We start from the raw sequence: 26,517 nt of genomic DNA, 5'->3' as shown, positions 1-26,517 counted from the left end.
GGCCGCCCGCTGATCACGGCGGCCCCCGGTCCGAAAGGACGTTCATGTCACCGAAGAGACACCACACCCGGCCGCACCGGGCCGCCGCGGCATTGCTCGCGGCCCTGGGGGCCGTCCTGCTCTGGTCCGCCGCCCCGGCGGCCGCCGCCTCGGCGCAACCCCCGACCAGTGGGTCCACCGCCTCCACCGCGGGTCCCGTGGTCCTGGTCGGCGGCTCCCTGTCCGACGACCGGATCTACGAGGAGATCGTCCGACTCGCGGGAGGTGCGAACGCCCGCATAGGCGTCGTCACCGCCTCGTCCATCCCCGAGTCCGAGGACCCCGACGCCGGGACCCCCGACTGCAACAACAGCCGGTGCAACGGCCAGTACTACGCCGACCTCCTGGAGGCCCACGGCGCCGGGCAGGCCGAGTGGATCCCCGTGGACCTGGACCACCCCGAGAACGCGGAGTCGTCCCAGGTCGCGGCCCGCACCGCGGAGATGACCGGCTTCTTCTTCGGCGGCGGCGACCAGTACCGCTACGTCACCACCCTGCTGCGCGCGGATCGCCATGAGGACAGCGCCGTCCTCGCGGCGATCCGCGACCGGCACGCACAGGGCGCCGTCGTGGCGGGCACGAGCGCGGGCGCCGTCATCCAGCAGGCGGGTCCGATGGTCACGGGCGGGGACAGCCACCCCGGCCTCGTCGACGGCTCCGCGCCGGGGTACTTCGAGGACCCGAGCGTGCTCGGGTACGTGCCCGAGGGCGGCTTCGGGTTCTTCACCCACGGCCTGGTGGACACCCACTTCGCCGAGCGCGGCCGACAGGGACGGATGACCAGGCTCGCCCTGGACAACGGCCAGGACCGGGTGTTCGGCGTCGACGAGGACACGGCCCTGGTCGCCTCGCCCGACGGCGGGCTGCGGGTGGTCGGCTCCGGTGCGGCCCACGTGCTGGACCTGCGCGGTACCGACGTCGGCTCCGACCGGGGCCAGTGGACGGCAACCGGGGCACGCTGGACCTCCCTGACCCACGGAGACACCTACCGGGCCGACACCTGGACGGCCGTTCCGGCGGCGGACAAGACGGAACTGGTGCCGTCATCCGGCACGGTGCGCCGGGGCACCGACGTCTTCTCCTCGCCCTACGCCCGTCCCGGGGAATCCGGCCAGATGCTGCGGCTCGCCCGTGACCTCGTCGCCACCTCCGGTCAGGACGACGTCTACGGCCTCTCCTACGAGCGCTCGCCGCGCCTGCGCGTCGACCTGGGTGTCGACGAGGGTACGGCCGCCTACCGGGGCGCGGAGGGCGGCGTGTCGTTCACGGACCTGCGGATGGACATCGGCCGCTCGTAGCGCTCATGCGGGCCGCCAGTACGCGCCGCGCGGGGCGGTCACGGGCCCGGTCGCCGTCCACTCACGGCGGCCTGGCCCCGTTGCACGGTCTCCGGAAACCGACGGAGCCGTGTGGTGCACGGAGTGCCGTGGTCCCGCGCGCCGCCGCTCGGCCGGCTGGCTGGCCGAGCGGCGGCGCGGTGGTTCAGGTCCAGGCGCGCTCGTCGAAGACCGGCCGGTAGGCGCGCGCCCATTCCGCCATGGTCGTGGCCGGACGGCCGAGCAGTTCGGGCAGGGTCGCGGTCATGGTGTCGTTGCGGCCCATCCGGCTGAGCGTGTACACGAGGCACATGAAGCCGACCGTGTCCCAGGACACGCCCCGACGGAGGAGGCGCGAGGCGAAGCGGGCCAGGCCGGGGCGCGTGTAGCGCACCGGCCGGTCCAGGGCTCGCGACAGGACGGCCGCGACCTGGTCCATGTCCAGGGTCTCGGGCCCGGTGAGGGTGTAGGTGCGCCCCCGGTGCGGTGCGGGGTCGGCCAGCACGAGCTTGGCCACGGCCGCCGCGTCCCGCGCGTCGAGGAAGGTGGTGCGGCCCCCGCCGGCCGGGATGAACAGCTCATCGCGCTCGACGATGTCCACGCCGTGCGTGGACACGCTGCGGCACAGGTTCTGCATGAAGAACCCGCAGCGCAGGATCGTGTAGTCGACACCGCTGGCCCGGATGTGGGCCTCGACCCGGTTGTGCGGCACGATCGGTCCGGCCTCGGCCCCGGGCACGGAGACGTAGACGATGTGCCGCACGCCCGCGGCGACGGCCGTGTCGATGAAGGGCACCATCCGGGTCCGCACGGTGCGCGGGCTCGGCAGCGGGAACAACAGGTACAGCACCGTGGCCCCACCGAGGACGGCCGGCCAGGTGGAGGGGTCGTCGTAGTCGAAGGCCACCGCGGGCACCCGCTCTCCCAGCAGTGCCCGCACCCGGTCGGGGTCGTGTGCGGCGACCCGGTGCGGCGGGGCGTCGTCGGACTGCAGCAGGCGCACGAGTTCGGCGCCCACGTTTCCCGTGGGGCCCGTCAGAACGATCATGCTTCCACCATAGTCGGAGTGAGTGCTCACTCCGGATAGGATGTGGTCATGAAACCGTCAACCTCTCGATCCCGCTCCCCGCGGATGGACCGGGACACGCGCCGGGTGCTGATCGTGACCCACACCATGGACCTGCTCGCTCACCACCGCCGCCAGGTCAGCACCCGCGAGATCGCCGAAGCCGCGGGCATCGGAGAGGGGACGATCTTCCGGGTCTTCTCCGACAAGGACGAACTGCTCCGGGAGTGCCTGCTGGAGGCCATGCGCATGCGCGAGGCCACCGCACGGGTGGCGGCGATCGACCTCTCGGGCACCCCAAGCGAACGCCTCATCCGGGCGGCGAACGTCATGCAGGACCACATCACGCGGGCCGGGACCATCGCCGCCGCCCTGGGGGGACGCGTTCCCACCGGCCCGGGGACCGACCGGGACGAGGCCTTCTCCGCCGCCCGCGACGCATTGGCCCGCCTGATGGAGCCCGAACGTGCCCGGATGACCCACCCGCCCGAACAGGTCGCCGTGCTCCTGATCGGGTTGCTGTTCGAGCGATCCTTCGGCCCGGCCGCAGCCACGGACCTGTCGACGGAAGAGTTGGTCTCCATCGTGCTGTACGGCAGCCTGATCCCCGAAGCGAGGAAGAAACCATGACCGCCGCCCCTACTATCGGCTCCTCCCCGTTCCTGTACCGCGCACTGACGGTACTCGCGGCCGCCATCGCCGCATTGACCCTGTGGGTCATGGCCGACCCCCTCCTGGGCCTGTCCCTGATCGCCGAGGGCGCCCCGGGACGGCCGCCCATGGAGGTCGGCGCCGTGCCCACTCTCGTGGTCACGCTCGGTTCGGCCCTGGCCGGGTGGGGCCTGTTGGCCCTGCTGGAGCGCTTCGTGCCGCGCGGCCGGACGGTGTGGACGGTGATCGCCGTCGTGGTGGTGCTGGTGTCCCTGGTCCCGGTCCTGGGCGCGCAGGGCACGGCCGCCCAGGTCGTCCTGGGCCTGCAGCACGTCCTGGTCGGCGGCATCGTCATCGCTGGTTTCACCACGGCGCCCAGACGATGACACCGGGGCCCGAAGTTCGTCACGGCATGCGTGGGGGCCACCGCGCCCGGCAGGAGCACCCAGAACAGGTGGGACGCCCTGGGTTGGGAGTTCAGGACTGCGCGGCCAGTTCCGCGTAGACCACGGTGTTGTTCCGGTAGCTGCGCGTGTCCTCGTCGAACCGGCCACCGCACGTGATCAGCCGCAGTTCGGCGCCGCCCCCGGTGGGTCCGTAGACCCGTTCGGTCGGAAAGCCGTCCTTGGGGTACTGCTCGACCGCGTACACGGTGAACGCCACCGTGCTCTCGTCGGCGAGCTCCACTCGGACCAGGTCCCCCGACCGGAGCTCGTCCAGGCGGTGGAACACGGCCGGCGCGGTCCCGTTCCCGTGATGCCCGGAGTCGGCGAAGCAGATGGGGCAGTCCAGGTTGCAGCCGGTGTTGACCTCGATGATGCCCAGGCAGGCGTGCTGCTTGTGCTCGGGGCACAGCCCGCAGTCGGAGGGACAGCCGTCCCTGACCTCGGTCTGGAAGGCCAGCGGCAGGGTGCCCGGCTTGTTGAACCTGGTCGAATCGGTGTAGAGCTGGGCGTCGCCGTAGACCAGGGCCTCGAACCATCCGTGCTCCTTGCAGCGTTTGCGCAGGTAGACCTTGTTGTCGCGGATGTTGACCTGTGCGTCGACCACCACCTTGCACACCGGGCAGATGCTCTTGGTGAACTCGACGAAGATCTCGTCCCGGTCCCGGGAATGGGTCACGTTGGTCGTTCCTCTCCTCTGGGTGAACTGCCCGGCCATCGACGCACCGGGGGACACGCGGCGGTCGCCACGTCCCCGTGGGGTCCATGCCCGTCACGCCCCGTAGTGCACCCTGTCCGGCCCCGTGACCGGGTGAGAGTGTCGGCCCGCTGACATATCGCGGCGCCGACCCCCGCGGTCGGCACAGACTCGGACCACACGGGCCCGGCCCGGGGCCTCCTCCGTGCTGGGCGAACCGGTGATCGCTCGGGGCTGCGGGACGGCTTCCACCGGCGTCCTCCGCCCGGTCCTGGACGACCGCGAGCCCGCCTTCGGGCCGGACGGCGACTCCTTCACCGACCAACGGAGCAGGGGTTCGCTGGGATATTTCAGGGCGGGCCGTGGACGGTGGACCGTCGAGTAGAGAATTGACCCCGATCGAGCATGTGAACACGTTCTGGTTCGTTTGGGTGGCCTTCACCCCCCGACACGGAGAGCTTGAAGTGATGATGAGAACCACACACCGTGCAGGCGCCGTCATGGCCGCCCTGGCCCTGGGCCTGGTGGCATGTTCCTCCCCCGAGCCCGAACCGTCGCCCGAACCCGCTGCGAGCACCGCCGGGCAGGCACAGCCCGAGACCGGGGCGGTGGATTCGGCGCTGCCCCGGTTCGATGCCCAGACCCTGGACGGGGAGGGCCTGTCCTCCTCGGCGCTGGCCGGCGAACCCGCGGTGCTCTGGTTCTGGGCCCCCTGGTGCACGGTGTGCCGGGGTGAGGCGGGAGGTGTCTCCGAGGCGGCCGAACGCTACGAGGGCCGGGTGGACTTCGTCGGTGTGGCCGGTCTGGGCGAGGTCGAGGACATGCGCGCCTTCACCACCGACACCGGTACCGACCACATGACCCACGTCGTCGACGAGGACGGCGGCATCTGGTCCGACTTCGGCGTCGTGGGCCAACCCGCCTTCGCGTTCGTCAACGCGGACGGCACCTTCGAGACCGTGTCCGGCACCCTGACCGACGAGGACCTCGACGCCTACGTGCGCGACGGTCTGCTGGCCCCATGAGCCAGCTGCCGTACGCGATCGCGCTGGTGGCGGGCATGCTGGCCGCCCTCAACCCGTGCGGGTTCGCCATGCTTCCCGGCTACCTGGCGCTGTTGGTCGCCGACGACGATGACACGGGCGGCGGTGGGCGGGGGCGTCCGTTGGGGCGCGCCCTGGCCACCACGCTCGCCATGACGGGCGGGTTCACCGCCGTGTTCGCCGTATTCGGGCTGGTGGCCGTCCCGCTGGCCCTGTCGTTGGAGCGCCATCTGCCCTGGGCGACGGTGGTGATCGGGCTCGCCCTGCTCGGTATGGGCGCATGGCTGCTGGCCGGGCGCAAGATCGGCTTCCTCCTGCCCCAGCGCTCGCCCGGCCGCCCCGTACGCTCCCTGCGCTGGGCCGCGGCCTACGGCGTCACCTACGCCATCGCCTCCCTGTCCTGCACCATCGGCCCGTTCCTGGCCTTGACAACCAGCGCCCTGCGCTCCACCAGCGCCCTGGGGATGCTCGGGGTGTTCGCGGCCTACGCCGCGGGAATGGGTCTGGTGGTGGGCACCCTGACCGTGGCCGTCGCCCTGGCCCGGGAGTCGGTGGCTGCCCGGCTGCGCCTGGCCCTGCCCTACGTGACCAGGGCGGGTGGCGCGCTGCTCGTGCTGGCAGGGGCCTACGTGGCCTACTACGGGTGGTTCGAGCTGCGGGTGCTGGCCGGCGCGGCCGACACCGACCCCGTGGTGGGCACCGCGGTGCGCTGGCAGGCCGAGCTCGCCCGCCTGCTCCAGCAGGCGGGGGCGGGGTGGGTCGCGCTCGCCCTGGCCCTGTTGATCACGGGAGCGGCGGTGACGGTTCTGCTGCGCCGCAGGTCCGCCTTCCGGGGTGGCCGCTCCGCCGTACACGTCCCGGAGGAGTGACCGGCTCCTGCCGGGCACGCCCCTGAACGGCGGCCGTTCAGGGGCGTGCCCGGTATCGAGCGGAGTCCTCCGACGGTCGGCGGCCACAGCCCGGAAGCGGCTGTGACGTGGCCGGATGCAGTAGCGTCGGAGTAGCGCCGGTTGCGTACCCGTGATCGGTGGGTTGTCGGAACTGGAACGGCAAGGGACGATCCTCATGTTTTCCGACCGGTCATCGGCGATGGACCGCGCGTTGGGGCTGCTCGGCGGCCCACACGAGGATCCGCGACTCCAACAGGCCGCCTGGGTCGCCCGTTGCGTGGGGCGCGGCAACGCGGCACCGCTCACCAGCCGTGACGTCTCCGCTCTGGCCTCCACGCTGCGCAGACGAACCGTGCCCCGGTCGGGCCTGGTGTTCGGTGCGGGAAACGACGGGTCGGGGGTGTGGATCGTTCGGGCCGGACAGGTCGAACTGTCGGCCGGATCCGGCCCGTCACGTGTGGTCGTGCAGATCCTCAAACCCGGAGATGTCGATGGTGACATCCCTTTGCTGCTGGGTATGCCCATGCCCTACACCGGCCACGCCCTGGACGACGTCGAGCTGCTGGAACTGGGACCGGAGGAGTTCGAGCGACTGCTGGCGTCCCATCCGGCCATCGCCCGGCGCTGGCTGTCGAGCGTGGCGGAAAGGCTCAGCACCAGTCACATGCGTATTCTCGGCCTGCTCGGCAGGTCCTTGACGCAGCAGACGGCGCAGTTGTTGCTGGACGAGTCCGACTCCGGCGTCGTCGCCCTTCCGCAGCGAACCCTGGCGGCCATGCTGGGCGTGCGCCGCCCCTCGCTGAACAAGGTGCTGAAGGAGTTCGAGAGGTCCGGACTCATCAAGGTCCGCTATGCCGCGATCGACCTGCTCGACCGCTCGGCCCTGTCCTCGCGCGCCTGAGGGCCGCTCGTCGGCGGGAACGGTCACGCGGTCCCTCCGGCCGCGGAGAACACCGGCGCGGTGCCCGGGGCTTCCTCTGTCCGTTAACCCACCGCGGTGATCGGCGATCACAGGTGGTCCCGGGACGGTCCGGTGCGCCGCGAGACAGCCGGGGGAAGAGTGTCACGTGGCTGACACGCGGGTGCCGTCGCAACCGCCACCGTGCTTGGGTCGGACCGAGGACATCCTCGGGGCCCGGCTCACACCTGACGGACCGATGCCGGTGCGGAGCCGACGCCCGCTGCTGGAGGTGGAACGGCATGTCCACGATCGCACACGCCCGATCCCATGCACTCACCCATGCCTGGCGGGGCATCGCCGCAGGGCTCGTGGGAGGTGTCGTCTTCGGCATCCTCATGACCATGACCGGGATGCTTCCCATGGTGGCCATGCTGGTCGGAGCTGAGAGCGCCGTCGCCGGAGCGGTGGTCCACCTGGCGATCTCGGCCGTCCTCGGGCTCGGCTTCGGGGTCCTGACCGGGGCCTTCGCCGACCGTGCGGGGCTGCTACTCGCGGCGGGTCTGGCCTACGGACTCGTGTGGTGGGTGCTGGGCGGCCTCGTCCTGATGCCAGTCGCGCTCGGCATGCCCCTGTTCCCGATGAACCAGACGGCGCTGATGAGTCTGGTGGGCCACGTCGTCTACGGCCTGGTCACCGCGTTGGCGCTGTACGGCCTGAGCCGCCGCGAAGCCTAGGAGCGTGCGAGGAACCGCGGACGGGGACCGATGACGCACGTACGGGCCGGGGCCCTCCGTGGCCGTGGTCCCGGCCGTCCGCGGCCACCTCGCGGCCAGCGGTCGCGTGAGCCGTTCGGCCCGGGCGGGCTTACCGTTAGGCGTCGGGAGCAGCCCGCCCCATGGTGATGCGGAAGGAGCCCCCATACGAATCGCCGGAATCGCGAACCTGGTGATGGCCTTCGTATGGGTACCGATCGCGGTCTTTGAGCCCTACGAGGGTGATGGCCTGGTCAGGCATGCCCAAGTCTTCAACGCGGTGGTCTTCTCCACGGTCGCCGTTATATGGATTGCTTCGGAAACAGTCAGGTACCGCGCACGGAAGAGGAGCAGTCGGCATCAGCCAACCGCCCCGAACCGCTCCGTACCCCAGGAACACCGCACCCGCAGGGCTCGGAAAGGAACCCCCACGTGGCCGGTCGGCACCGCGCCCTTCACGACCCCGAAGCAAAGAAGCTGCGACGCAAGGCCCTGAGACTCCGGCGCACGGCCCGCGCTCCCAGGACCGCAGAGAGAAAACGCCGACTCCTCGTCTTCGCCATCGCGTCCGTGCCTTCCTTCGCCGAGATAACCATGGGTGACTACGTGGGCTTCGTCGGAACCATGGCGTTCCTGGTTGTCTACGTCCTGGTTGTGTTCATCTGTGCCGCCTGGGTCGAACACCGCCGTGAGAAGAAGTAGCATCAGCCCGCCCCGCCGTCCGAAGAGGAGGGTTCCGCCCCGTAGGCCTCGACCATCGCGGTGATGTCGGCGTCCGAGACGTAGGCCCTCTGAATACGGACCGGGGCCGGGGAGCCCTCCACGCGCACGAACCCCGTCCCGGGAGGCCCTTCGTCGATCAGATAAGCGTTCGCCCCACGGTTCCGCGCCTCTTCGCCGAGAACCATGTCCACCTGGGGTGCCTCGTCCAACCCAAGGGCGATCTTGTCGAGGGAACGGCTCAGTTTTGGTGGGGATGCGCGAGCGCTGTTTGCCCGCGTGGCGTTCGGCCCGCTCCCGCATGGAGGCCACCGCGTGTTCGAGCAGGGCCACCGAGGGTCCTCTGGTGCCACCACTGGTCCAGTGGCCGGATCCGGCCACACCTCCTTTACGTGCATTAACAGATCTTTTAAGCGCCTTTCGAGGTGTGCACCATTTGTTCATCTCTGGTTTCTTGTGCAAGGGTCTGCCTGGACCTGGCCGGGTGCTCTTAGTAGTAGTTCGATCACAGATAAGAGGGTTGTTGTGAACGCTCGGAAGTTCATCGCTGGATCGGCGCTCGCGGCTCTGGCCGCGCTGCCGCTGCTCGGTGGCAGCGCGATGGCCATCACGGCCTACCAGGGCGACGACAAGGCCTACACCACCTCCGGTGGTTCCAAGATCGCCGTCTACGACGGCGAGGACGACGGCCGGGTCGTCTACGGGAAGTACTACCGCCAGGCGTCGCCGGGCACTGAGCGGGGCCTGTACAACAAGAGCGGCTACGGAACGACCGCGATCAGCGGAAGCGGCTCCGACATCATCAAGCTCCGGGTCTGTGAAAGCATCGGCGCCTGGCCCGACGCCTGCAGCGACTGGAAGGCCTGACCGATCCGGTCAGCGGCTTCGCGTGCGACCAAGCCATTGAGTAAACGCCGCACGCGAAGCCGCCTGCAACCATTTCGGAGCGCGCTGTCCCCGCGTTCCGTCCGCGTTTCGTGAAAAGACCCTGCCGGAGAAGAACACATGCCGCACGGCACCGACGCCCCGCCCCCGCGCCGCACCTCTGCGGAGGCGCTACCGCTCCGACTCAGCGGGGTCAGCTACACGGTCGCGGGCCGCCTGCTGCTGGACGAAGCGGAACTGAGTGCCCGTCGCGGCACCTCGACCGTGGTCACCGGACCCAGCGGTAGCGGCAAGAGCACCCTGCTGGCCTGCGTCATGGGCCTGTCGGCGCCCACCTCGGGCAGCATCCGCGTCGCCGGACGCGAGATCACCCGGATGCGCCGCAGGGAACTGGCCGCGGTGCGCAGTCGTGACATCGGCATGGTGTTCCAGGACGGTGAGCTGCTGCCCGAGCTCACCCCCGTGGACAACGTCGCCCTGGCCGGACTGCTCGCCGGACTCGGCGCCCAGGAGGCCGTGCAGCGGGCCCGCGCCCTGCTCGCCGACCTGGACGTCACCACCGCGGCCGAGACCACCGGCGAACTCTCGGGAGGCGAGCACCAGCGCACCGCCGTGGCCCGGGCCCTGATCACCGATCCCCCGCTGCTGTTGGCGGACGAGCCCACCGGAGCGCTGGACCCCGACAACCGCGACAAGGTCGCCGACCTGCTGTTCGCCCTGCCCGCCCAGCGCGGCTGCGCTCTGGTGGTGGTCACCCACGACCGGGACCTGTCCGAGCGCAGCGACCACGTGTTCCACCTGCGGGAAGGGCGCCTGAGCGAGGTGGGCCGATGAGCCCCCGCAGCGCCCCGGGTCTGACCGGACAGCTGCTGAAACTGGGGCGGACCCGCACCGGCGGGGTGTCCCAGAGCACCCGCCAGGTCGTGCTCGCCACCGCCACGGCCGCCCTCACGGCCGTGCTGCTGGGCCTGGCCGTGATCGCGGCGACCTTCGACGGACGCGACCTGCGCGACGCCGTGCGCCAACCCGTCATCACCGCCTCGCCCGAGCAGGCCACGGCCTGGTGGCGGGAGAGCCCCGACACCGTCGGACGGTGGCAGCACTCGGTGGTCTACCTCGACCCCGTCGATCCCGCCGCGGCCCCTCCGCCGGGTCTGGACTCCTGGCCCAAACCGGGACAGGTCTACCTGTCTCCCGCACTGGCGGACGCCGGCCCCGGTGTGCGGGACCGTTACGGCGTCTACGCCGGGACCATCGGCCCCCGGGGGCTCATCTCCCCCACCGAGCGCCTGGCCTATGTGGGCCTGGCCGAGGACGCCGCGGTCCCCGACGACTGGATGTTTCCGATCACCGGGTTCGGCCCGCCGGGCCACTACCTCTTCGGTGAGAAGATGACGCTCACCCCCGCGGCCCAGGACCTCATGATCGGCGTCTACCTGGCATTCGTGGTCCTGCCCGCGGCCGGGTTGTTCGTGGTGTCCGCACGGTTCGCCGCGGCAGGCCGCGACCGCCGCGCCGCCCTGCTGACCGCACTGGGCGCACGCACCCGCCACCAGTTCCTCGTCGGCCTCTCCTCCTGCCTGCCGGCGATCCTGACCGGAACCGCCCTCGGCACCCTGGCGGTCGTCCCCGCGCTGGCGGCCGACATGACGGTGCCCGGCATCGACTACACCGTGCGCACCGCCGACGTCCGGCACATGTGGTGGATCCTGTTGGTCGCCGTGGCCGTCGCGGCCGCCTCGGCCGCGTTGGGCTACGCCGCCCTGCACGCCCTCCGGGCCCGACGCGGCACCACCCGGCCGCGCCCGGCCACCGATCGCATCGCGACCTGGAAGATCGCCCTGTTCGCGCTGTTCACCACCGTTGCTTCGGCGGCTGCGCTCATGCCCCCGGGCAGCCCCTGGACGATACCCGTCTACGCCGTCGGGCTCATCGGGGCTCTGGCCTTCGCGCCCTCGGCGCTGGCGGCCCTGCTGGCCTGGGGCGGCGCCGCGGTGGCCCACCGGGGCCTGCGCACCGGCCGCCCCGCCTGGATCGTGGCCGGGCGCTGGTGCCAGCACCGCCCCGGGGTCCTGGCCCGCCTGGTGGCCCCGGTGGTCATCGGGGTGGTCACCCTGGTCAACATGCACTACTTCCTCGCCTCGGAGACCCTGACCTCGGTGCAGGCCCGCCAGGCCAACGAAACCCTCGCCGACAGCGCCCTGCAGGTATCGGCACACGACCTCACCGCCGAGCGCGTCACCGAGGCGGCCCGAGCCCTGCCCGAGCGGGCACGCCTGATGGCCATCGACACCGCCGAGGAGGGAGAAGGGCCCACCGTGCTGCGGGCACCCTGCCCGACCCTGCGTTCCCTGCGGTTGGACTGCCCCGAACAGCCCACCCCGGTGGATCCGGGAACCGGCGACATCCGCCTCACCACACTCGCCAACTGGCAGATCAACAGCGACATGCGGATCCAGGCGGCACCAGCTCCGCCCGCGGAGGGAAGCGTGGAGCAACTGGCGGTGCTCTCCCCGATGGAGGACCCCCTCACCCTCACCGAGGTCCGCGACACCCTCCAGCCCGTCCTGGGGCCCACGGCCGGGGTCGACCGGCTGGCCTCACTGGAGATGACCCCGGCCAACGCGCGCCTGTCGCAGTGGGGAGTTCTCCTGGGTAGCTACGGGCTGGCCCTGTTGGCCACCGCCGGTCTGATCAGCGCGGGCGGTCACATCGCGGAGGCGGTGCGCTCCACGGCCCCGTTGAGCGTGCTCGTCGGCCGACGCCGCTGGCATCTCGGTATCGCCCTGGGCTTTCTCACCGCTCCCATGGCGCTCGCGGCGGTCCTGTCCGCGGCGCTGAGCCTGCCGCTGGGCACGGTCATCCAGCAGAACCGCCAGGTCCCGGTCGCTCCGCCCGACACCCTGGCCGCCATCACCCTGGGCGCGGTCGTCCTGGCGCTCGCCGCCGGGCTGGCGGCGGGGACGGCCTCGGCCCGGGCAGCCGCGACATGGCGCCCCGGCAGGCACTGAGCGACCGGGCACGCAGGAGCGGACCGAACTCCACGCGGGTCTCCGCGCCCGTGGAGGGCGGTGGCCGGTGCGTGGAGACAGGCGGACCTGTCGGCTTGTCGACAGGTCGACGGGTGACCCGTGAGCCCCCCTGCGGGGACCCCTTTCTCCCCGCACGCGTCCTCGCAGGCCGGGGGAGAAGGACGGCTGGCCCCGCGTACGCGGAACCAGCCGTCGGCAACGTGCGCCCCTGAGCCGCGGCGGACCGGGTCAGTGGTAACCGTCGGGGTTGCGCGACTGCCAGCGCCAGGCGTCCTCGCACGCCTGGGAGACGTCGCGCTCGGCACGCCAGCCCAGCTCGTGGTTGGCCCTGCTCGGGTCCGCGAAGCAGGTGGCGATGTCCCCGTCCCGGCGCGGACCCACCCGGAAGGGGACGGGGGTACCGCAGGCCCGCTCGAAGGCGCGGACCGCATCCAGCACGGAGGTGCCCCTGCCGGTGCCCAGGTTGTAGACCTTCAGGCCCTCCCGGGTACCCAGGTGGTCGATCGCCGCCACGTGTCCCCGGGCGAGGTCCACCACGTGCAGGTAGTCCCGCACCCCTGTGCCGTCCGGGGTGTCGTAGTCGTCCCCGTGCACCGTGAGCTCGGCCAGCCGCCCCGCCGCGACCTTGGAGATGTAGGGGAACAGGTTGTTGGGGATGTCGTTGGGGTCCTCGCCGATCAGCCCGCTGGGATGGGCCCCGACCGGGTTGAAGTAGCGCAGCAGGGTGATCCGCCAGTCCGGGGACGCGGCCGCCAGGTCCTCCAGGACGCGTTCACCGAAGAGCTTGGTCGCGCCGTAGGGATTGGTCACCCGCAAGGCGCTGGGCTCGGCGATCGGCACGCTCTCCGGGTCGCCGTAGACGGTCGCGGAGGAGCTGAACACCAGGTCGCGCACCCCGGCCCCGTGCATCACCTCGGTGAGGGTGAGCAGCGCGTCCAGGTTGTTGCGGTAGTACCGCAGCGGCTGGGCCACCGACTCTCCGACGGCCTTGAGGCCCGCGAAGTGCACGACGGCGTCGATGGCGTACCCGTCGAAGACCTCCTCGACGACGCGGTGGTCCGTGCAGTCCCCCACGACGAACGGGACCTGCCGACCCGTGATCCTCCCGACCCGGCGGACGGCCTCCTCGCTGCTGTTGACGAGGTTGTCGAGCACGACCACCTCATGGCCCCGTTCCAACAGCTCGACCGCCGTGTGCGAACCGATGTACCCGGCCCCTCCGGTCAGTAGAATCCGCACGATCCCGGTCCTTCCCGCACCCGTGGGGCGGCACCGCCGTGGTGCCCGCCCCGTCGTTCCACTCTGCCTCCCCCACCCTCACAGGAGCGGGCCGAAGACCTGTTCCACGACCCGGGAGGCCGCCTTGCCGTCGTCCAGGGGGCAGAACTGGTCCACGAAGGCCTCGTACCGGTCCTCGTGCGCCTTCCGCACGCGGTCGACGTCCCGGACCGCTTCGATGACCTCGTCCGAGGTGCGCAGCAGCGGGCCGGGGGCGGTCCGCTCGAAGTCGAAGTAGAACCCGCGCAGGCTGTCCCGGTACTCCTCCAGGTCGTAGGTGAAGAACAGCATGGGACGGCCGGTGTTGGCGAAGTCGAACATCAGCGACGAGTAGTCGGTGACGAGGACGTCCGTGACCAGGAAAAGCTCCTGGATCTCGGGGTAGGCGGACACGTCGAAGACGAAGTCCGTGCCCACGTTCGGCACCCGGTCGACGATGTTGGGATGCCTGCGGAACAGCAGCACGTGGTCGTCGCCCAGGGCGTCGTACAACCGCTTGAGGTCCAGGTGCAGGTCCAGCTTGTACTTGCCGGCCGAGTAGAACTTGTCGTCCCGCCAGGTCGGTGCGTACAGGATGACCTTCTTGCCCTCCGGCAGCCGCAGCCGCTGGCGGACCCTCTCCGCCACCGCTTCGCGCTCGGGGCGGTGGAAGATGTCGTTGCGCGGGTATCCGGTCTCCAGGATCTCGTTCTCGAAGCCGAAGGCGCGGCGCAGGATGGGGGTCGCCCAGGGGCTCGGGGAGATCAGGTAGTCCCACTGGTTGGTCTCGTGCCGGAGCCTGTCGTAGTAGTTGCGGCTGGCGAACTGGACGTGCTCGATGTCGAAGCCGATGCGCTTGAGCATCGACCCGTGCCAGGTCTGCACCACCTTCTGGCCCGGCTGCTTCTCGAACCACATGGGCAGGTGGGCGTTGGAGACGATGTACTCCGAACGCGCCAGAGCCTCGAAGTACTCCCGGCTCGTGTGCCGGACCTCCGTCAGTCCCGGGGGCAGGGACAGTTGCCGGTTGCGCACCATCCACGACATCGGCGCGTCCACGCCGCGGCGGCCGAGTTCCTCGTACATGTCCCGCGGGCTGTCGGAGAACTGTTTACCGGTGTAACTGTCGAAGACGATGCCGGGCCGCACCGGCTTCTCGCGCAGCCTCGGGTAGGTCTGCTCGCGCAGGATCTGCTGCGCGTAGGACCCCTGTTCCTCCGGGCGCAGCACCGAGCCGAACCGCAGGACCGGCCAGCCCCTGCTGTCCGGTTTGACCTCCAGATCGAAGCCGCCCTCCTGCGGAGCTGGGAACGCGGACGTGCGCAGCTCCTGGGAGAAGCCGACCCCGCGGTCGTCCCACTCGTCGTCACCGCGGCCGATCCGCAGCAGGAAGCGGTAGTCGCCGGGGCTGAGGGGGAGGCTCGCGCCGAAGTTGGGGACCGCGGTGGGCTGGACGGAGGCCGAGAAGTGCCCGTCGCCGGTCTCCAGCGGGAAGAGGTGTTCCTCCATCCGGCCGATGGCCTTGACCACCAGGGAGAGGTCGTTCGAGCGGGCCTCGGGGAAGTCGCCGTGGAGGTTGAGGGTGTAACCGTCCCAGACGACGTCGGTGAGCAGGGGCTGGGGCCGCTCCACCCTGAGTCTGGTCCGTCCGGCGAAGTCCGGGACCACCCGCACGTTCAGGCCGGCGTGGGGGTGGCGGCCCTCAGGGCCGCCGTCGGCGAACGGGACCCACCGGGAGTGCCCGGAGTCGTCCCTGACGTGGACCGACCACTCCTCGTGGGGGTCGCTTCCGGGGACCGCGGTCCTGTCCTGGTGGCCGTCCGTGAGGTCGGCGAGGTCGGCCAGCAGGCGCACGGTCGAGCCGTCCGTCTCCGTCCGCACCGGGACCTCGCTCCCGCCCGGGAGACGCCGGACGTAGGCGTCCAGGTCCTTCACCGGGCCCTCTGTCATCCGCCCGTGGAGGACCAGGGAGGTCCCCTCGGCACGGGACCCGTCGAGGACGAGTGCCGGACGCTCGACGGTCAGGCGCAGTTCGTGGTCGTCCACCCAGTGCGGACGCGCCCAGACTCCCGGCCGGATCTGCTCGGAGCCGACCAACCGCACGTCGGCCGCGGCCGGGTTCCTCAGGCGGTCCACTCGGCGGAAACCCCGGTTGACCACTCCCAGTTCCACGTACCAGTCACCGTCGTCCACCAGCGCGGAGGGGTCGATGACGATCCGGTAGCCGCCCCAGTCCGTACGGGACGTGGTCGTCTTCGGGGAGAGACGGAACTCGTTGGCCTGGTGCGTGGTCGTGTTCAGACGCACGCGCCTGCCGTTTCCGTCGTTGACCGCCCAGGCCCGCACCTGCTGTTGGAGGCGCTTGTTGGGGCGCAGGTACTTCAGGCAGATCCGGCCGCTGACGACCAGCTTGCCGTCGACCCAGGCGAGCTCCTCCGTCTTCTGACGGAGCCTGAGCTCGGACCGCACCCGGTAGACCGAGCGGGGGACGTCCTGCTTCGGGTCGTCCTTGAAGGGATAGTCCGCGTAGTAGCGGATCCCGTGCCGGACGATCTTGGCCTTCCTGTGCTCGGCGCTCTTGTTGAAGACGACGACCTCGCGGAGCTGGTCGATCTTCTTCTTCCCGACCAGGTACCACTTCAGCCGCTCGATGGCGGGAAGCTCGCGCAGCACCTTCTCCTCCACCGTGTCCAGGTAGGCGTTGCCGAGTGTGACGAGCCTTTCGGTGAAGTCGGCGTCGGCCCGGTCCAGCACCTGGAGGAAGAGGCGCAGGTCACTGCTGAGCGCGACCGCGTCCCACCGGCGCTTCTGGAGAGGGGGCTGGTTCTCCCTCAGGAATTCGCTGACCGAGGTGACCGCGCTGACCCTGTCCTCCAGGGCCTGGGGGCGCAGCCGGTCCTGGGTGATGGACCTGTCGTCGCTGGGGCGTTCGCGCCAGAGGTAGACGGGCGCGGAGAGCACGTCGACGGCCCCGGCGAGGAAGTGCAGGGGGATGGCCACCGGGATGTCCTCGTGCAGTACTCCGACCGGGAAGGTCATGCCGTGCCTGTCCCAGAAGGACCGCCGCCAGACCTTGTTGGTGGCCAGCCGGTCCACCAGGAGCGTGTCCTCGCGCGTGATGTGCGTGCGGGTCCTCGCGGTACGGAAGATCCTGCGGTGCATGGGCGACTGGCGCGTGCCCAGCTCGCTGAGGCGGTGCACGTTGCCCGAGGAGAAGTCCGACCCGCTGCGCCTCAGACTCTCCACGTGGTAGCCGAAGGCGTAGGACGGGATCACGTCGTCACTGTCCACGAAGGTGATGAACTCGCCCTGGGCGTGCCGCAGCCCCGTGTTGCGGGCCGCGCCCAAACCGCCGTTCTCCTGCTGGACGAGTCTGAACCGGGGGTCCTCCTCGGCGTACCGTGCCGCGATCGACGCGCTTCCGTCCGGAGAGCCGTCGTCCACCATCACGACCTCCAGATCCGTCCAGGTCTGCACCTGGAGGGACCGCAGGCACTCGTCGATGTACCTCTCGACGTTGTAGATCGGAACGATGGCGCTGAGCGCTACCACTGGTGACTCCAAAAGCTCGGTGGAACACACACTTCTGGCACACGACGGGACCACGGTGTGTACCACTGCTCCCGAGAGAACGGGCAACGGGGAACGGGAGGTCGGGGGTTCGGTATACGCCTCGTCCAGGGGTGACCGCTGAATCCGGACAAGGCGGAAAAAGATACGCCAGAGGTTAACCCATGATCCATGTGGTGTATATGCCGCTGTCGAACAGGGTGCTACGGAAACGGCGCAAAGGCCAAAAGGACGCCTTGTGTGAGCGAAGGTTTACACAAAGCGGGAATGAATTATCCCCTGGGTCTGCCAGGTCAGCGACCGTCCGGTGAAAACATGCAAGCCATCCGCAAGTTCCCTGGTCAGCGGTTCGTGATCGACGGGAAGATCGAAGCCTCGCCCCCGTGTTCCGCGCATGCCGACTCTCCGCCTGTGGCCTGTCCCCGCGGGTCGTCGGAATTCACGGAACTGGTCTTCGGCGAGGAGGAATCATCCTCCGCTCCGCCCTGACGCCCTTCTGGCCTACGGCCGCCGGGAAGGGGTCCCACGAGAAAGTCAGTGCGTCAACCTGCGCAAACCGGTGTTCAGCCGTTCCGTTTTCACAATGCCCGATGCCGCGGGGTCGAGTGGGCGGACCGACGCGTACGTCGACGGCACCGGACACGGACCGCCTTTTCTCCGCGGCGGGGCACTTCCTTGACCACATCCGGCCAGGCCGGTCCGGGCCGTGGCGAACGCCCGCCTCCCGGACACGCCGAGGAGTGAACGCACCCCGGTCCGGCACCGAAGATGACCCAGGGTGAGTGAGTGCACAAGCGCACGCGAGGGTCCTCGCCGTGCGACGCGCGGACTCGTTGTGAGCCGTCAGAGGCGGAGGAGCGCCCGGTAAGCGGGCTGTCCGGCCTGACGGTGCCGAATACCCGACGACCACAGAGATGAAACGATGGCAACGCTCCTGTACCGGCTGGGAAAGTTCACCTACCGACACCGGTGGTCGGTCATCATCGCGTGGATCGCCCTGGTGGCCGCGTTGGCCACGGCCGCCGCCGTGTTCCGGGTCCCGGTCAACGACTCCTTCTCGATCCCCGGGACCGAGTCCCAGGACACCGTGGACATGCTTCAGGAGCGGTTCCCCGAACGCAGCGGCGGCCGCGCCACCGTGGTCCTCGAAACCCCCGAGGGCGAGGACATCGCTTCCGGTGAGTACGAGGAGGCCGTCCGGGACACCGCCGACGAGGTCGGGGACATCGACGGCGTCGAGTCGGTCACCGACCCCTTCGAGCTGTACGAAGAGGGCTACGAACAGGCCCTGAACAGTGACGAGGTGCGTTCCTCCATGGTGGAGGAGGGCATGGAACAGGCGCGTGCGGAGTACGACTCCGAGTTGGCCGATGCCGAGGAGGAGGCCGTCGAACAGGCGCGTTCCTCTGTGGAGGAACAGTTCCCCGAGGGCGCGCCGGGCCGTGAGCAGGCGTTGGAACAGGCCGAGGAACAGGCACGCGAGCAGGTCCGCTCCCAGGCGCCCGCCTTCGACGAGGAGCAGGCCCGGTCCCAGGTCGAGCAGGAGGTCGACCGCCGTATCGAGGAGGACGACCTCCCCGAGGAGGCCACCGAGCGGATCGACGAGGAACTGAGGGAACAGATCCCGCTCTTCTCCGACGACGGGACCACGGCACTGCTCCAGGTGCAGTTCGTCGAACCCGACGGCAGTGTTCCCTCCCGGGCCGTGGACGAACTGCTCGACAGCGGTGACGAGGCCGAGCGGGCCGGGTTGACCGTCGAGTTCAGCGGCCAGTCGATCACCGCCGCCCAGGTCGCCGGTATCCACGGCGGCGAGGGCGTGGGCCTGCTCGTCGCGCTGGGCGTCCTCGTCCTGAACTTCGGAGCCGTCGTGGCGGCGGGGCTCCCGATCCTCATGGCCCTGACAGGTGCGGGCGCGGGCATGGCCCTGGTCTACGCGCTCTCCCGGATCCTGGAGCTGACCAGCACAGCCCCCCTGCTGGCGCTGATGCTCGGGCTGGCCGTGGGCATCGACTACAGCCTCTTCGTGCTCGCCCGGCACCGCCAGCAGATCCTGGAGGGCATGGATCCGCAGGAGTCCACGGGCCGGGCCATCGGCACGGCCGGAAGCGCGGTCGTCTTCGCCGGTGTGACCGTGGTCATCGCCCTGCTGGGCCTGTCCGTCGTCCGGATCCCGTTCCTGACGGTCATGGGTGTCTCCGCGGCCGTCACCGTGAGCTTCTCGGTTCTGGTCGCCGTCACCCTGCTGCCCGCGGTTCTGGGCCTGCTCGGCGGGCGGGTACGCGCGGGGCGGCTGCCCGGACTGGGCGCGCGTGCGGAGAGGGCCCTGACCGCCGAATCCACGCTCGGCTCCCGGTGGGCCCGCACCGTGACCCGGCACCCGCTCCTGGCCGTGGTCGCGGTTCTCCTCGTCCTCGGGGCGGCTCTGTTGCCGATCCAGAGCATGAGGCTGGGCCTGCCCACGGACGAGTCCAGCGCCCCCGACAGCACCCAGCACCGGGCCTACGACATCATCACCGAGGAGTTCGGCGAGGGTTTCAACGCCTCCCTGCTGGTGACGGTGGAGTCCGAGGACACCGGTGACGCCGAACGGGTCCGCGAGGAACTGGAGTCCTTCGACGCGGTCGAAAGCGTGCAGTCGCCGGTCCGCAACGACGCAGGGGACACCGCGATGGTCGTGGCGGTACCGGAGGACGGTCCCTCCTCGGTGCGGACCGAGGAACTGCTGCACGACATCCGGGACGCGCGCTCGGGCTGGGAGTCCGACACCGGGGCCACCATCTCCGTCACCGGCGCGACCGCGACCAGCATCGACACCTCCGAGCGCATCGCAGAGGCGATGCCGCTCTTCCTCGCGGTCGTGGTGGGTCTGGCCCTGGTGCTGCTGATGCTCGTCTTCCGTTCCATCCTGGTACCGGTCAAGGCCGCGCTGGGGTTCGTCCTGAGCATGGGTGCGGCGCTCGGTGCGACGGTCGCCGTGTTCCAGTGGGGTTACGGCAGCTCCCTGCTGGGGGTCACACCGACCGAGACACTGCTGTCGTTCCTGCCGATCGTGCTCATCGGTACCCTGTTCGGTCTGGCCATGGACTACGAGGTCTTCCTGGTCAGCCGGATGCGGGAGGACTTCGTCCACGAGGGGGACGCCCGGCACGCCGTCGTGAGCGGTTTCCGCGCCAGCGCCCGGGTGGTGGTCTGTGCGGCCGTCATCATGTTCGCGGTGTTCGCGTCGTTCGTCTTCAGCGACAACACCACCATCCAGCCGGTCGCCTTCGCGTTGGCCGTCGGGGTCCTGGTGGACGCGTTCCTGGTCAGGATGACGCTCGTCCCGGCCTTGATGGCGCTCTTCGGCAAGGCGGCCTGGTGGCTTCCCCGGTGGTTGGGCCGTGTCCTGCCGGACGTCGACATCGAGGGGGCGAACCTGCGGACCGAGTCCGACGGGGCCCGCCCCCAGCGGGGCTGAGCCGCAGCTGACCGACGGGAACGGCACCCCCGGCTCCGTGCACGGCGAGGGCCCGTGAGCCCGGCAGCGGGCCGTGACCGCGGTGGGCCCGGGGCGCGGCCGCTCCCTGTCCGCGCCCCGGGCGGGCGTCACCCTTCGGCGCTCTCCTCGGCGGCGAGGCGGATCCGGCGCCAGGCCGTGACCCACCTGCTCATCTCCTCCGGGTCCTCACCGGCGCAGGCGGTGACGAACGCGGTGAGGAACACGTAGCTGGGCAGTTGGGAACCGTTCAGGGTCACCTGGAAGGTCGACCGTTTGACCGCGCCTCCGCAGTACTTCTCCAGCTGGCGGTAGGACGACTCCCCGGACCACAGGTGGTACCGGCGCATGGTGCGCATGAACGCCCCGGGGGTCTTCGCGCCCATGGGGTTGGGGCGCTGCTCGTACCCCGCCATGTCGCGGACGAGCCGCGGCCGCTGGGAGAGGGGGCGCGGTGGTGTCGAGAGGATGCGTTCGGTCTCCGCCGTGCGGCTCGGGTGCCCGGTTTCGGCCTCGGCCGGTTCCAGACGCACCCACCCGTACACGTGGCCGTCGGAGGCCCGGCGAGTGCGTAGCGGGGTGGCGTCCCGTGAGGGGCGGAAGGAGGGGTTGGGGCCGGTGGGGTGTTCGGCGAACTCCGCTGCGGTCACGCCGCCTCCTTCTGGTCGGGGAGCCTCCGACCCACCACGTCCACGCAGAGGCCGATCACCGAGGTGCTCAGCAGCAGGGCGGTCAGCAGGTCGTGCCCGCCCGTGCTGAGGGCCAGGGCGAGAACCAGGATCAGGACGAGTACGAGTACTCGCCAGGCAGGGGGTCCACCGGTTAAGGGGGCCATCGTCGGGTTCCTTTCATCGGTGCGAGATGGTCGGATTCCGGAACATCGGAAATGACGTCTCCGGGTATGCCGAAAGGCGGAGATGGTGCTTTGTGTGGAGAACCCCGACCTTTCGGTGGAAGCAAGCTACCCGATGCTCCGGCGGCGTCAAAGTGCCCAACCGCAGGGGTTCCGGGATCGGGGCGCTGGTTGGGCGGTATGTGGTGCTTTGTGAGTTGGGTGGGTGGAAGCGGAAAGGCGTTGGATCCGGCCATGGCGTTCGGGGTTCCGCGATATCCGTCTTTCTTCGTCCATATTCGTCCAACGGTGTTTGGGGAGGGCGGCAGGGGAAAGAAATCTGCTGCGGCTTGAAGTTCGTGTGCCGAATTGGTGGATTGCGGTCAGCCAGAACAGGGCACACGCTCATCCGTGCGAGATGCGCCCCTGTGGGCCTCACGGGCGCCGGCGGGGAGTGGAGACCCCGCGGGCGCCCGCACCTCTTGGCGAGGGGCTTGGCGGCATGTGCTGCCAGAGCGCTGGAACCGCTCCCAGGTAGGGTCTGGTACAGCCACCCCTACCTCCGGAGCGCGCCATGTCCTCCTCGTCGGCGCCGGTCCGTAACTGGGCCGGGAACCTCACCTACGCCAGCCCCCGGATCCACCGCCCCACCAGCCTCGGTGAACTCTCCGCCCTGGTCCGCGACAGTCCGCGGATCCGTGCGCTCGGCAGCGGGCACTCCTTCAACGGGGTCGCGGACTCCGGGCACGACCTGCTCCGGTTGGACGCCCTCCCCGAGGAGATCGGGATCGACCCGTCCGCGTCCACCGTGACCGTCCCGGCCGGGGTCCGGTACGCCGAGCTCTCCGCCGCCCTGCACCGGAAGGGCTGGGCCCTGGGCAACCTGGCCTCGCTGCCGCACATCTCGGTGGCCGGGTCCTGCGCCACCGGAACCCACGGCTCCGGGGACCGGCAGCGCTGCCTGTCCGCCGCCGTGCGCGGCCTGGAACTGGTCGGACCGGACGGCGGCACCGTGCGGCTGAGCCGGGACGACGACCCCGGGACCTTCCCCGGAACGGTGGTGGCGCTCGGGGCTCTCGGTGTCGTCACCCGGCTCACCCTGGAGATCGAACCGGCCTTCGAGATGTCCCAGCGGGTCCGGCTGGACGTACCCCTGGACGAGGTGGGAGCCGGGTTCGACGAGGTGTTCGGCTCCGCCCACAGCGTCAGCCTGTTCACCGACTGGAACGCGGACACCGGCCGGGTCTGGCTCAAGCACCGGGAGGGTTCACCGGAGGGCGCCTGGGGCGGGGGACGCCCGGCGGCCGACCCCCAACACCCGGTGCCGGGGATGCCGACCGGGGCCGCCACGGAGCAGTTGGGATCCGTCGGCCCCTGGTTCGAGCGGCTTCCGCACTTCCGACCCGAACTGCCCCCGAGCGCGGGGGAGGAGTTGCAGTCCGAGCTCTACCTGCCGCGCGCGGCGGCCCCGGAGGCCTTCGCCGCGTTGCGGGGGATCGGGCACCTGATCGCCCCGGTGCTGTACACCGCCGAGGTGCGCACGGTCCGCGCCGACGACCTGTGGCTCAGCCCCGCCCACGGGCGGGACTCGGTGACCTTCCACTTCACCTGGGTCCGGGACCCGGAGAGGGTGACGCCCGTACTGCGGGCGGTGGAGGCGGGACTCGCCCCGCTGGGCGCCCGACCGCACTGGGGCAAACTCACCACGCTGCCGCCGTCGGAGGTCGTCGGCGGCTACGAACGCGCCGCGGACTTCGCGGGCCTGCTGGAGCGCTTCGACCCGGACGGGAAGTTCCGCAACCCCTTCACCGACGCGCTCTTCCCCCGGGGCTGAGGGACGGACGGAGCCGTCCTCCGCCCGGGAGCGCGGCGGGTGGCGGTTCGGGGCGGTGTCCGGACAGGCCCGGACACCGCCCCGGCAGGGGACAGGGAACGCAGGTCAGCTCCCGTCGTTCTCCTCGGTGACCGTGTTCCCCCTGCGGCGGGCCAGGTAGGCGGCGGCGCCACCACCCGCGGCCACGGCCGCGCCGGCGGCGATCAGACCGACGACCGGCGCGCCGGTCCGGGCCAGGTCCTCGTCATCGCCCCTACCGCCCTTCTCGTCGGCCGGAGCCTCGCCGCCCTCGTCCTCGCCGGTGTCGGAGCCGTCATCGCCGCTCTCACCGCCGGTGTCCCCGGAACCCTGGTCGCCCTCGCCGGCGTCCCCGTCATCGCCGGTGCCGGTGTCACCGTCGTCTCCGTCGTCCTCCCCGTCCCCGGCATCCCCGTCGCCGCCGGTGTCCCCGCCGTCCCCCTCGTCGCCGTCGCCGTCGCCGTCGGTCGCGGGCGGGAGGTCAGCGCCGACCCAGGTCTCACCGATCCGGTAGGTGACGCTGAACTCCTCCTCGGGGAACTCCACGACCAGGTCGAGTGCCTGGTGGGCGCCCCACAGCGGCTGCCTCTGATAGGTCTCCTCCCAGGGCGAGGTCTCGGTGACGAAGGAGAACTCGGCGCCGACCTCGTCCACCGCGACGGACCGCTCGCCCCCCTCGTGCACGAACTCCTGCTCACCGGCCCAGTTCTGGGCGGTACTGACGAGGATGTCGGTGAAGGAGGCCTGGAGGACCAGTTCCTCGGAGCCGTCCTCGGGGTTCTCCAACCCGGGCTGGGAGACACCGTCCACGACGGCCCCGCGCATGGCCTCGACATCCCCCTCGGTGAGCTCGACGCGCAGTTCCTCGAACCTCACCTCCGCTTTCAGCTCGTCCTCCACCACGTCCGTCAGGGCGAAGGTCCGGGAGGCGGCGAAGATCTCGCCGTCGAAGGCGTCGAGGTACCGGTTGGTGCCGTGGAAGTCGGCGCCCCGGTGGTGGAACGAGGAGATGTCGGCCTCGCCGGCGACGGTCGCGCGCGCGTAACCGACCTCCGCGGTGTCGGCGTGGGCGGGGACCGCGGCCGCGACGCCGAGCGCCCCGAAGGCGACGAAGGCCAGGCCGCTCTGGAGGGCGCGACGGGTGTGGCTGCGGGAACAGGAAGTCAAGGAACTCTCATTCGGTGTGCCCCGACCGTGTTCGGTTCGTCGGCGGGGAAGGGGATGCCGCGGCACCGGACCGTGTCCTCACGGGGCCCGCGCGGGTCGGAGGTCGGTGAGGGCGTCCTGAACAGCACGGACACTCACCGGTCGACGACCATAGTGGTCCGAAAGAAAGGCGGAGGACACCGGGTAATGACGATCGGATAACTCCCACCGGGATTTTCCGCCCCTGTTCTCCGTCGAATCAATCGGATTGTCGATTGATTGCCGTGAACCTTTTTCCGGGGTGTGCGTCCTTCCCGTTCCGGGTGTCGCGGCGCCTCTGGTGCCCTCCCGGTTCAGGGGCCGAGCCACTCCATGAACAGGACCGTCGCGTCGTCCTGGAGGGTGTCGCCGTGGTGGTTGAGGATGTTGTGGATCAGCCGCCGCAGGGTCTCCGGGACGGGCAGGCCCTCCGCGTTGTGGCGGACGATGAAGTTCACGAACCTGTCCAGCCCGAACTCGTCGCCGCCCGGGTCGTGCGTCTCGGTGATCCCGTCGGTGAACAGCACCAGGCGGTCCCCCGGGCGGAGCTGATCCTCGCACAGGACCGCGCCCAACCCCAGGTCGATGCCGAGCGGGGAGCCCGGGAGGCAGTCGGGGAGGTCGACCATGCGTCCGTCCCGGATGCGTACCGGCGGGTGGTGTCCGTGGCTGACCCAGGTCAGCTGACCGGTCCTCATGTTCAGGTCGGCCATCAGGGCGGTCACGTAGCGGACGGTGCCCAGGTGCTCCACCAGGGTCGCCTCGATCGCCGCTCCCGTCTCCAGCAGGGTGGCGCCCTCCCGCCTGCCCTTGCGGTAGGCGGCGACCGCGAGGTTGGCCGCCAGGCCCGCGGTCACGTCGTGGCCCATCGCGTCGAACACCGCCATGTGCGCCACGTCGCCGTCGATCCCGTAGTCGAAGGCGTCGCCGCCGACCTCGTAGGCGGGCTCCAGTACGGCGCTGATCGTCACCTGGTGGTTGGCGAACTCGCTCGGCGGCATCAGGTTCCACTGGAGTTCGGCCGCCACGCTCATCGGCCGGGTGCGGCAGAGCCGGGCGAAGGAGTCGCTGTACTCGCGTTTGACCACGACCAGCATCGCGACCATGACCGCCAGTGCCCGCATGGCCCGCACGGTGGAGTCACCGGACTCCTCGGCGTCCACGCGCAGCACCCCGAGCCGCTCGGCCCCGTCCTGGAGGGGGATCCACCACCGGTCGAGCCCCGGACGGGTCTCGCTCAGCGGTGTGAGGGTCTCGAAGGACCGTCCGGCCAGGGTGCCGTTGATCGGAAGCTCGGTCTCTCCGTACTCGGGGTCCCCCCGGTCCTTGTCGTGGAGCAGCAGTCGGAGCACGTCCTGCTGGAGGTCCACCACGTAGATCGCCACGTGGCGGAGCCCCGCACTCTCGGCGCGTCCGCGCACTGTCGCGGGGAGCTGCTCGATCGTCGTCAGGTGCGAGTCCTCCAGCAGCCCGGCGAACATCTCGACCAGCTCGTCGTTGACGGCCATGTCGACCACCCGTGTCTCGGCTTGAGGGTCACTTCATACCCGGTCAGGGGGCTCTCCCACCATTGTGCAGTGTTCGGACCGGGACGTCTGGGAGACACGGGGCGGTGGCCCCGGGTGTTCGCGTTCCGGTCCGAGGGACGCGGCGCCGACCCGACGGTGCGTCACGCTGATTACGCGGCCCCAGCGGCCTAACGTGGACCCATGGCGCGCCCCGAAGGCCGTGTCGTGCCAGCGCGTGCGAGTTCCGTCCGTGCGAGCTCCGGGCGCCTGCTTCCGTAACGGGAGCGAGATCCCGGGGCCGTTCGGGCCGGGCCCGGACCGAGGGGCGGTTCAAGGGTTTCGCGGCACCGTCCGCCGTCCGAGTGCCGCGCGGCCCGGTCGGGAGGAGCATCGGTAAGCC

At 70.5% G+C, this 26,517-nt stretch carries 21 protein-coding genes and 1 pseudogene; 13 read left to right on the top strand and 9 right to left on the bottom strand.

Annotation, left to right across the window (positions count from 1 at the left end; all coding sequences use genetic code 11):
- The first annotated feature begins 44 nt into the window (after positions 1 to 44).
- Positions 45 to 1,337, top strand: a complete 1,293-nt coding sequence (locus tag AC0VYD_RS25830) for a cyanophycinase (protein WP_475477908.1) — start codon at positions 45 to 47, stop codon at positions 1,335 to 1,337.
- A 184-nt stretch (positions 1,338 to 1,521) separates the two neighbouring features.
- On the opposite strand, the gene AC0VYD_RS25825 is transcribed toward AC0VYD_RS25830, so the two are convergent.
- Entirely contained in the window at positions 1,522 to 2,403 is an 882-nt protein-coding gene (locus tag AC0VYD_RS25825; protein WP_475477907.1) for an NmrA family NAD(P)-binding protein, read from the bottom strand.
- 48 nt (positions 2,404 to 2,451) lie between these two features.
- Here AC0VYD_RS25825 and AC0VYD_RS25820 point away from each other — a divergent pair, with 48 nt between their 5' ends.
- Complete coding sequence (locus tag AC0VYD_RS25820) at positions 2,452 to 3,051, top strand: TetR/AcrR family transcriptional regulator (RefSeq protein WP_475477906.1); 600 nt, start codon at positions 2,452 to 2,454, stop codon at positions 3,049 to 3,051.
- Positions 3,048 to 3,458, top strand: a complete 411-nt coding sequence (locus tag AC0VYD_RS25815; RefSeq protein WP_475477905.1) for a DUF6069 family protein — start codon at positions 3,048 to 3,050, stop codon at positions 3,456 to 3,458. The genes AC0VYD_RS25820 and AC0VYD_RS25815 overlap by 4 nt, the downstream gene beginning before the upstream one ends.
- 91 nt (positions 3,459 to 3,549) lie before the next feature.
- On the opposite strand, the gene AC0VYD_RS25810 is transcribed toward AC0VYD_RS25815, so the two are convergent.
- Entirely contained in the window at positions 3,550 to 4,194 is a 645-nt protein-coding gene (locus AC0VYD_RS25810) for a sortase domain-containing protein (protein ID WP_475477904.1), read from the bottom strand.
- Between the two features lie 488 nt (positions 4,195 to 4,682).
- Between AC0VYD_RS25810 and AC0VYD_RS25805 the strand changes: the two genes are divergently transcribed.
- The 5 genes from AC0VYD_RS25805 (at position 4,683) to AC0VYD_RS25785 (ending at position 8,500) form a co-directional block, all read left to right on the top strand.
- Positions 4,683 to 5,237: a TlpA family protein disulfide reductase gene (locus tag AC0VYD_RS25805; RefSeq protein ID WP_475477903.1), complete on the top strand. Its 555-nt coding sequence runs from the start codon at positions 4,683 to 4,685 to the stop codon at positions 5,235 to 5,237.
- On the top strand, positions 5,234 to 6,124 hold the full coding sequence (locus AC0VYD_RS25800) for a cytochrome c biogenesis CcdA family protein (RefSeq protein WP_475477902.1): 891 nt from the start codon (positions 5,234 to 5,236) through the stop codon (positions 6,122 to 6,124). The genes AC0VYD_RS25805 and AC0VYD_RS25800 overlap by 4 nt, the downstream gene beginning before the upstream one ends.
- A 220-nt stretch (positions 6,125 to 6,344) precedes the next feature.
- Positions 6,345 to 7,046 carry a Crp/Fnr family transcriptional regulator gene (locus tag AC0VYD_RS25795; protein ID WP_475477901.1) on the top strand — a complete coding sequence of 234 codons (702 nt, stop codon included), beginning with the start codon at positions 6,345 to 6,347 and terminating at the stop codon, positions 7,044 to 7,046.
- A 299-nt stretch (positions 7,047 to 7,345) separates the two neighbouring features.
- On the top strand, positions 7,346 to 7,780 hold the full coding sequence (locus AC0VYD_RS25790) for a hypothetical protein (RefSeq protein ID WP_475477900.1): 435 nt from the start codon (positions 7,346 to 7,348) through the stop codon (positions 7,778 to 7,780).
- 450 nt (positions 7,781 to 8,230) lie between these two features.
- Positions 8,231 to 8,500 (top strand): hypothetical protein, encoded by a 270-nt coding sequence (locus AC0VYD_RS25785; RefSeq protein WP_475477899.1) that lies wholly within the window; start codon positions 8,231 to 8,233, stop codon positions 8,498 to 8,500.
- Positions 8,501 to 8,502: 2 nt separating this feature from the next.
- On the opposite strand, the pseudogene AC0VYD_RS25780 reads toward AC0VYD_RS25785, so the two are convergent.
- Positions 8,503 to 8,854, bottom strand: a pseudogene (locus AC0VYD_RS25780) (hypothetical protein); the annotation flags it as partial.
- A 189-nt stretch (positions 8,855 to 9,043) separates the two neighbouring features.
- Here AC0VYD_RS25780 and AC0VYD_RS25775 point away from each other — a divergent pair.
- The 3 genes from AC0VYD_RS25775 (at position 9,044) to AC0VYD_RS25765 (ending at position 12,414) form a co-directional block, all read left to right on the top strand.
- Positions 9,044 to 9,385, top strand: coding sequence for a hypothetical protein (locus tag AC0VYD_RS25775; protein ID WP_475477898.1), 342 nt, complete (start codon positions 9,044 to 9,046; stop codon positions 9,383 to 9,385).
- 138 nt (positions 9,386 to 9,523) lie between these two features.
- Positions 9,524 to 10,237, top strand: a complete 714-nt coding sequence (locus AC0VYD_RS25770; RefSeq protein WP_475477897.1) for an ABC transporter ATP-binding protein — start codon at positions 9,524 to 9,526, stop codon at positions 10,235 to 10,237.
- A complete protein-coding gene (locus AC0VYD_RS25765) occupies positions 10,234 to 12,414 on the top strand; it encodes a hypothetical protein (protein WP_475477896.1) in 2,181 nt (726 codons plus the stop codon). Before AC0VYD_RS25770 ends, AC0VYD_RS25765 begins: the two co-directional genes overlap by 4 nt.
- 249 nt (positions 12,415 to 12,663) lie before the next feature.
- On the opposite strand, the gene galE is transcribed toward AC0VYD_RS25765, so the two are convergent.
- Together galE and AC0VYD_RS25755 are read right to left on the bottom strand one after the other, a co-directional pair.
- Positions 12,664 to 13,674, bottom strand: a complete 1,011-nt coding sequence (gene galE / locus AC0VYD_RS25760) for a UDP-glucose 4-epimerase GalE (RefSeq protein ID WP_475477895.1) — start codon at positions 13,672 to 13,674, stop codon at positions 12,664 to 12,666.
- Between the two features lie 78 nt (positions 13,675 to 13,752).
- A complete protein-coding gene (locus AC0VYD_RS25755; protein ID WP_475477894.1) occupies positions 13,753 to 17,244 on the bottom strand; it encodes a bifunctional glycosyltransferase/CDP-glycerol:glycerophosphate glycerophosphotransferase in 3,492 nt (1,163 codons plus the stop codon).
- A 940-nt stretch (positions 17,245 to 18,184) separates the two neighbouring features.
- Here AC0VYD_RS25755 and AC0VYD_RS25750 point away from each other — a divergent pair.
- Positions 18,185 to 20,722: an MMPL family transporter gene (locus AC0VYD_RS25750; RefSeq protein ID WP_475477893.1), complete on the top strand. Its 2,538-nt coding sequence runs from the start codon at positions 18,185 to 18,187 to the stop codon at positions 20,720 to 20,722.
- Positions 20,723 to 20,850: 128 nt separating this feature from the next.
- Here the strand turns inward: AC0VYD_RS25750 and AC0VYD_RS25745 are convergent, their stop codons facing one another.
- The gene (locus AC0VYD_RS25745; RefSeq protein ID WP_475477892.1) at positions 20,851 to 21,390 is read right to left on the bottom strand and encodes a hypothetical protein; all 540 of its coding nucleotides are present in this window, start codon (positions 21,388 to 21,390) and stop codon (positions 20,851 to 20,853) included.
- Entirely contained in the window at positions 21,387 to 21,575 is a 189-nt protein-coding gene (locus tag AC0VYD_RS25740) for a hypothetical protein (protein ID WP_475477891.1), read from the bottom strand. The genes AC0VYD_RS25745 and AC0VYD_RS25740 overlap by 4 nt, the downstream gene beginning before the upstream one ends.
- A gap of 571 nt (positions 21,576 to 22,146) precedes the next feature.
- On the opposite strand from AC0VYD_RS25740, the gene AC0VYD_RS25735 reads away from it, so the two are divergent.
- A complete protein-coding gene (locus tag AC0VYD_RS25735) occupies positions 22,147 to 23,406 on the top strand; it encodes an FAD-binding protein (protein ID WP_475477890.1) in 1,260 nt (419 codons plus the stop codon).
- A gap of 105 nt (positions 23,407 to 23,511) precedes the next feature.
- On the opposite strand, the gene AC0VYD_RS25730 is transcribed toward AC0VYD_RS25735, so the two are convergent.
- Positions 23,512 to 24,591 (bottom strand): hypothetical protein, encoded by a 1,080-nt coding sequence (locus tag AC0VYD_RS25730; RefSeq protein WP_475477889.1) that lies wholly within the window; start codon positions 24,589 to 24,591, stop codon positions 23,512 to 23,514.
- A 332-nt stretch (positions 24,592 to 24,923) separates the two neighbouring features.
- The gene (locus AC0VYD_RS25725; protein ID WP_475477888.1) at positions 24,924 to 26,117 is read right to left on the bottom strand and encodes a PP2C family protein-serine/threonine phosphatase; all 1,194 of its coding nucleotides are present in this window, start codon (positions 26,115 to 26,117) and stop codon (positions 24,924 to 24,926) included.
- Positions 26,118 to 26,517: the final 400 nt, after the last annotated feature.

It is taken from the genome of Nocardiopsis sp. iso_40 (assembly GCF_056173285.1).
This window is presented reverse-complemented; position numbering and strand designations above follow the sequence as displayed.

Bases quoted from the DNA above. Each gene is read 5' to 3' on its own strand.
- AC0VYD_RS25735 (WP_475477890.1), top strand. From the start codon at position 22,147: ATGTCCTCCTCGTCGGCGCCGGTCCGTAACTGGGCCGGGAACCTCACC.
- AC0VYD_RS25820 (WP_475477906.1), top strand. From the start codon at position 2,452: ATGAAACCGTCAACCTCTCGATCCCGCTCCCCGCGGATGGACCGGGAC.
- AC0VYD_RS25790 (WP_475477900.1), top strand. From the start codon at position 7,346: ATGTCCACGATCGCACACGCCCGATCCCATGCACTCACCCATGCCTGG.
- AC0VYD_RS25830 (WP_475477908.1), top strand. From the start codon at position 45: ATGTCACCGAAGAGACACCACACCCGGCCGCACCGGGCCGCCGCGGCA.
- AC0VYD_RS25740 (WP_475477891.1), bottom strand. From the start codon at position 21,575: ATGGCCCCCTTAACCGGTGGACCCCCTGCCTGGCGAGTACTCGTACTC.
- AC0VYD_RS25825 (WP_475477907.1), bottom strand. From the start codon at position 2,403: ATGATCGTTCTGACGGGCCCCACGGGAAACGTGGGCGCCGAACTCGTG.
- AC0VYD_RS25800 (WP_475477902.1), top strand. From the start codon at position 5,234: ATGAGCCAGCTGCCGTACGCGATCGCGCTGGTGGCGGGCATGCTGGCC.
- AC0VYD_RS25805 (WP_475477903.1), top strand. From the start codon at position 4,683: ATGAGAACCACACACCGTGCAGGCGCCGTCATGGCCGCCCTGGCCCTG.
- AC0VYD_RS25815 (WP_475477905.1), top strand. From the start codon at position 3,048: ATGACCGCCGCCCCTACTATCGGCTCCTCCCCGTTCCTGTACCGCGCA.
- AC0VYD_RS25750 (WP_475477893.1), top strand. From the start codon at position 18,185: ATGGCAACGCTCCTGTACCGGCTGGGAAAGTTCACCTACCGACACCGG.
- AC0VYD_RS25795 (WP_475477901.1), top strand. From the start codon at position 6,345: ATGGACCGCGCGTTGGGGCTGCTCGGCGGCCCACACGAGGATCCGCGA.
- AC0VYD_RS25765 (WP_475477896.1), top strand. From the start codon at position 10,234: ATGAGCCCCCGCAGCGCCCCGGGTCTGACCGGACAGCTGCTGAAACTG.
- AC0VYD_RS25725 (WP_475477888.1), bottom strand. From the start codon at position 26,117: ATGGCCGTCAACGACGAGCTGGTCGAGATGTTCGCCGGGCTGCTGGAG.
- AC0VYD_RS25770 (WP_475477897.1), top strand. From the start codon at position 9,524: ATGCCGCACGGCACCGACGCCCCGCCCCCGCGCCGCACCTCTGCGGAG.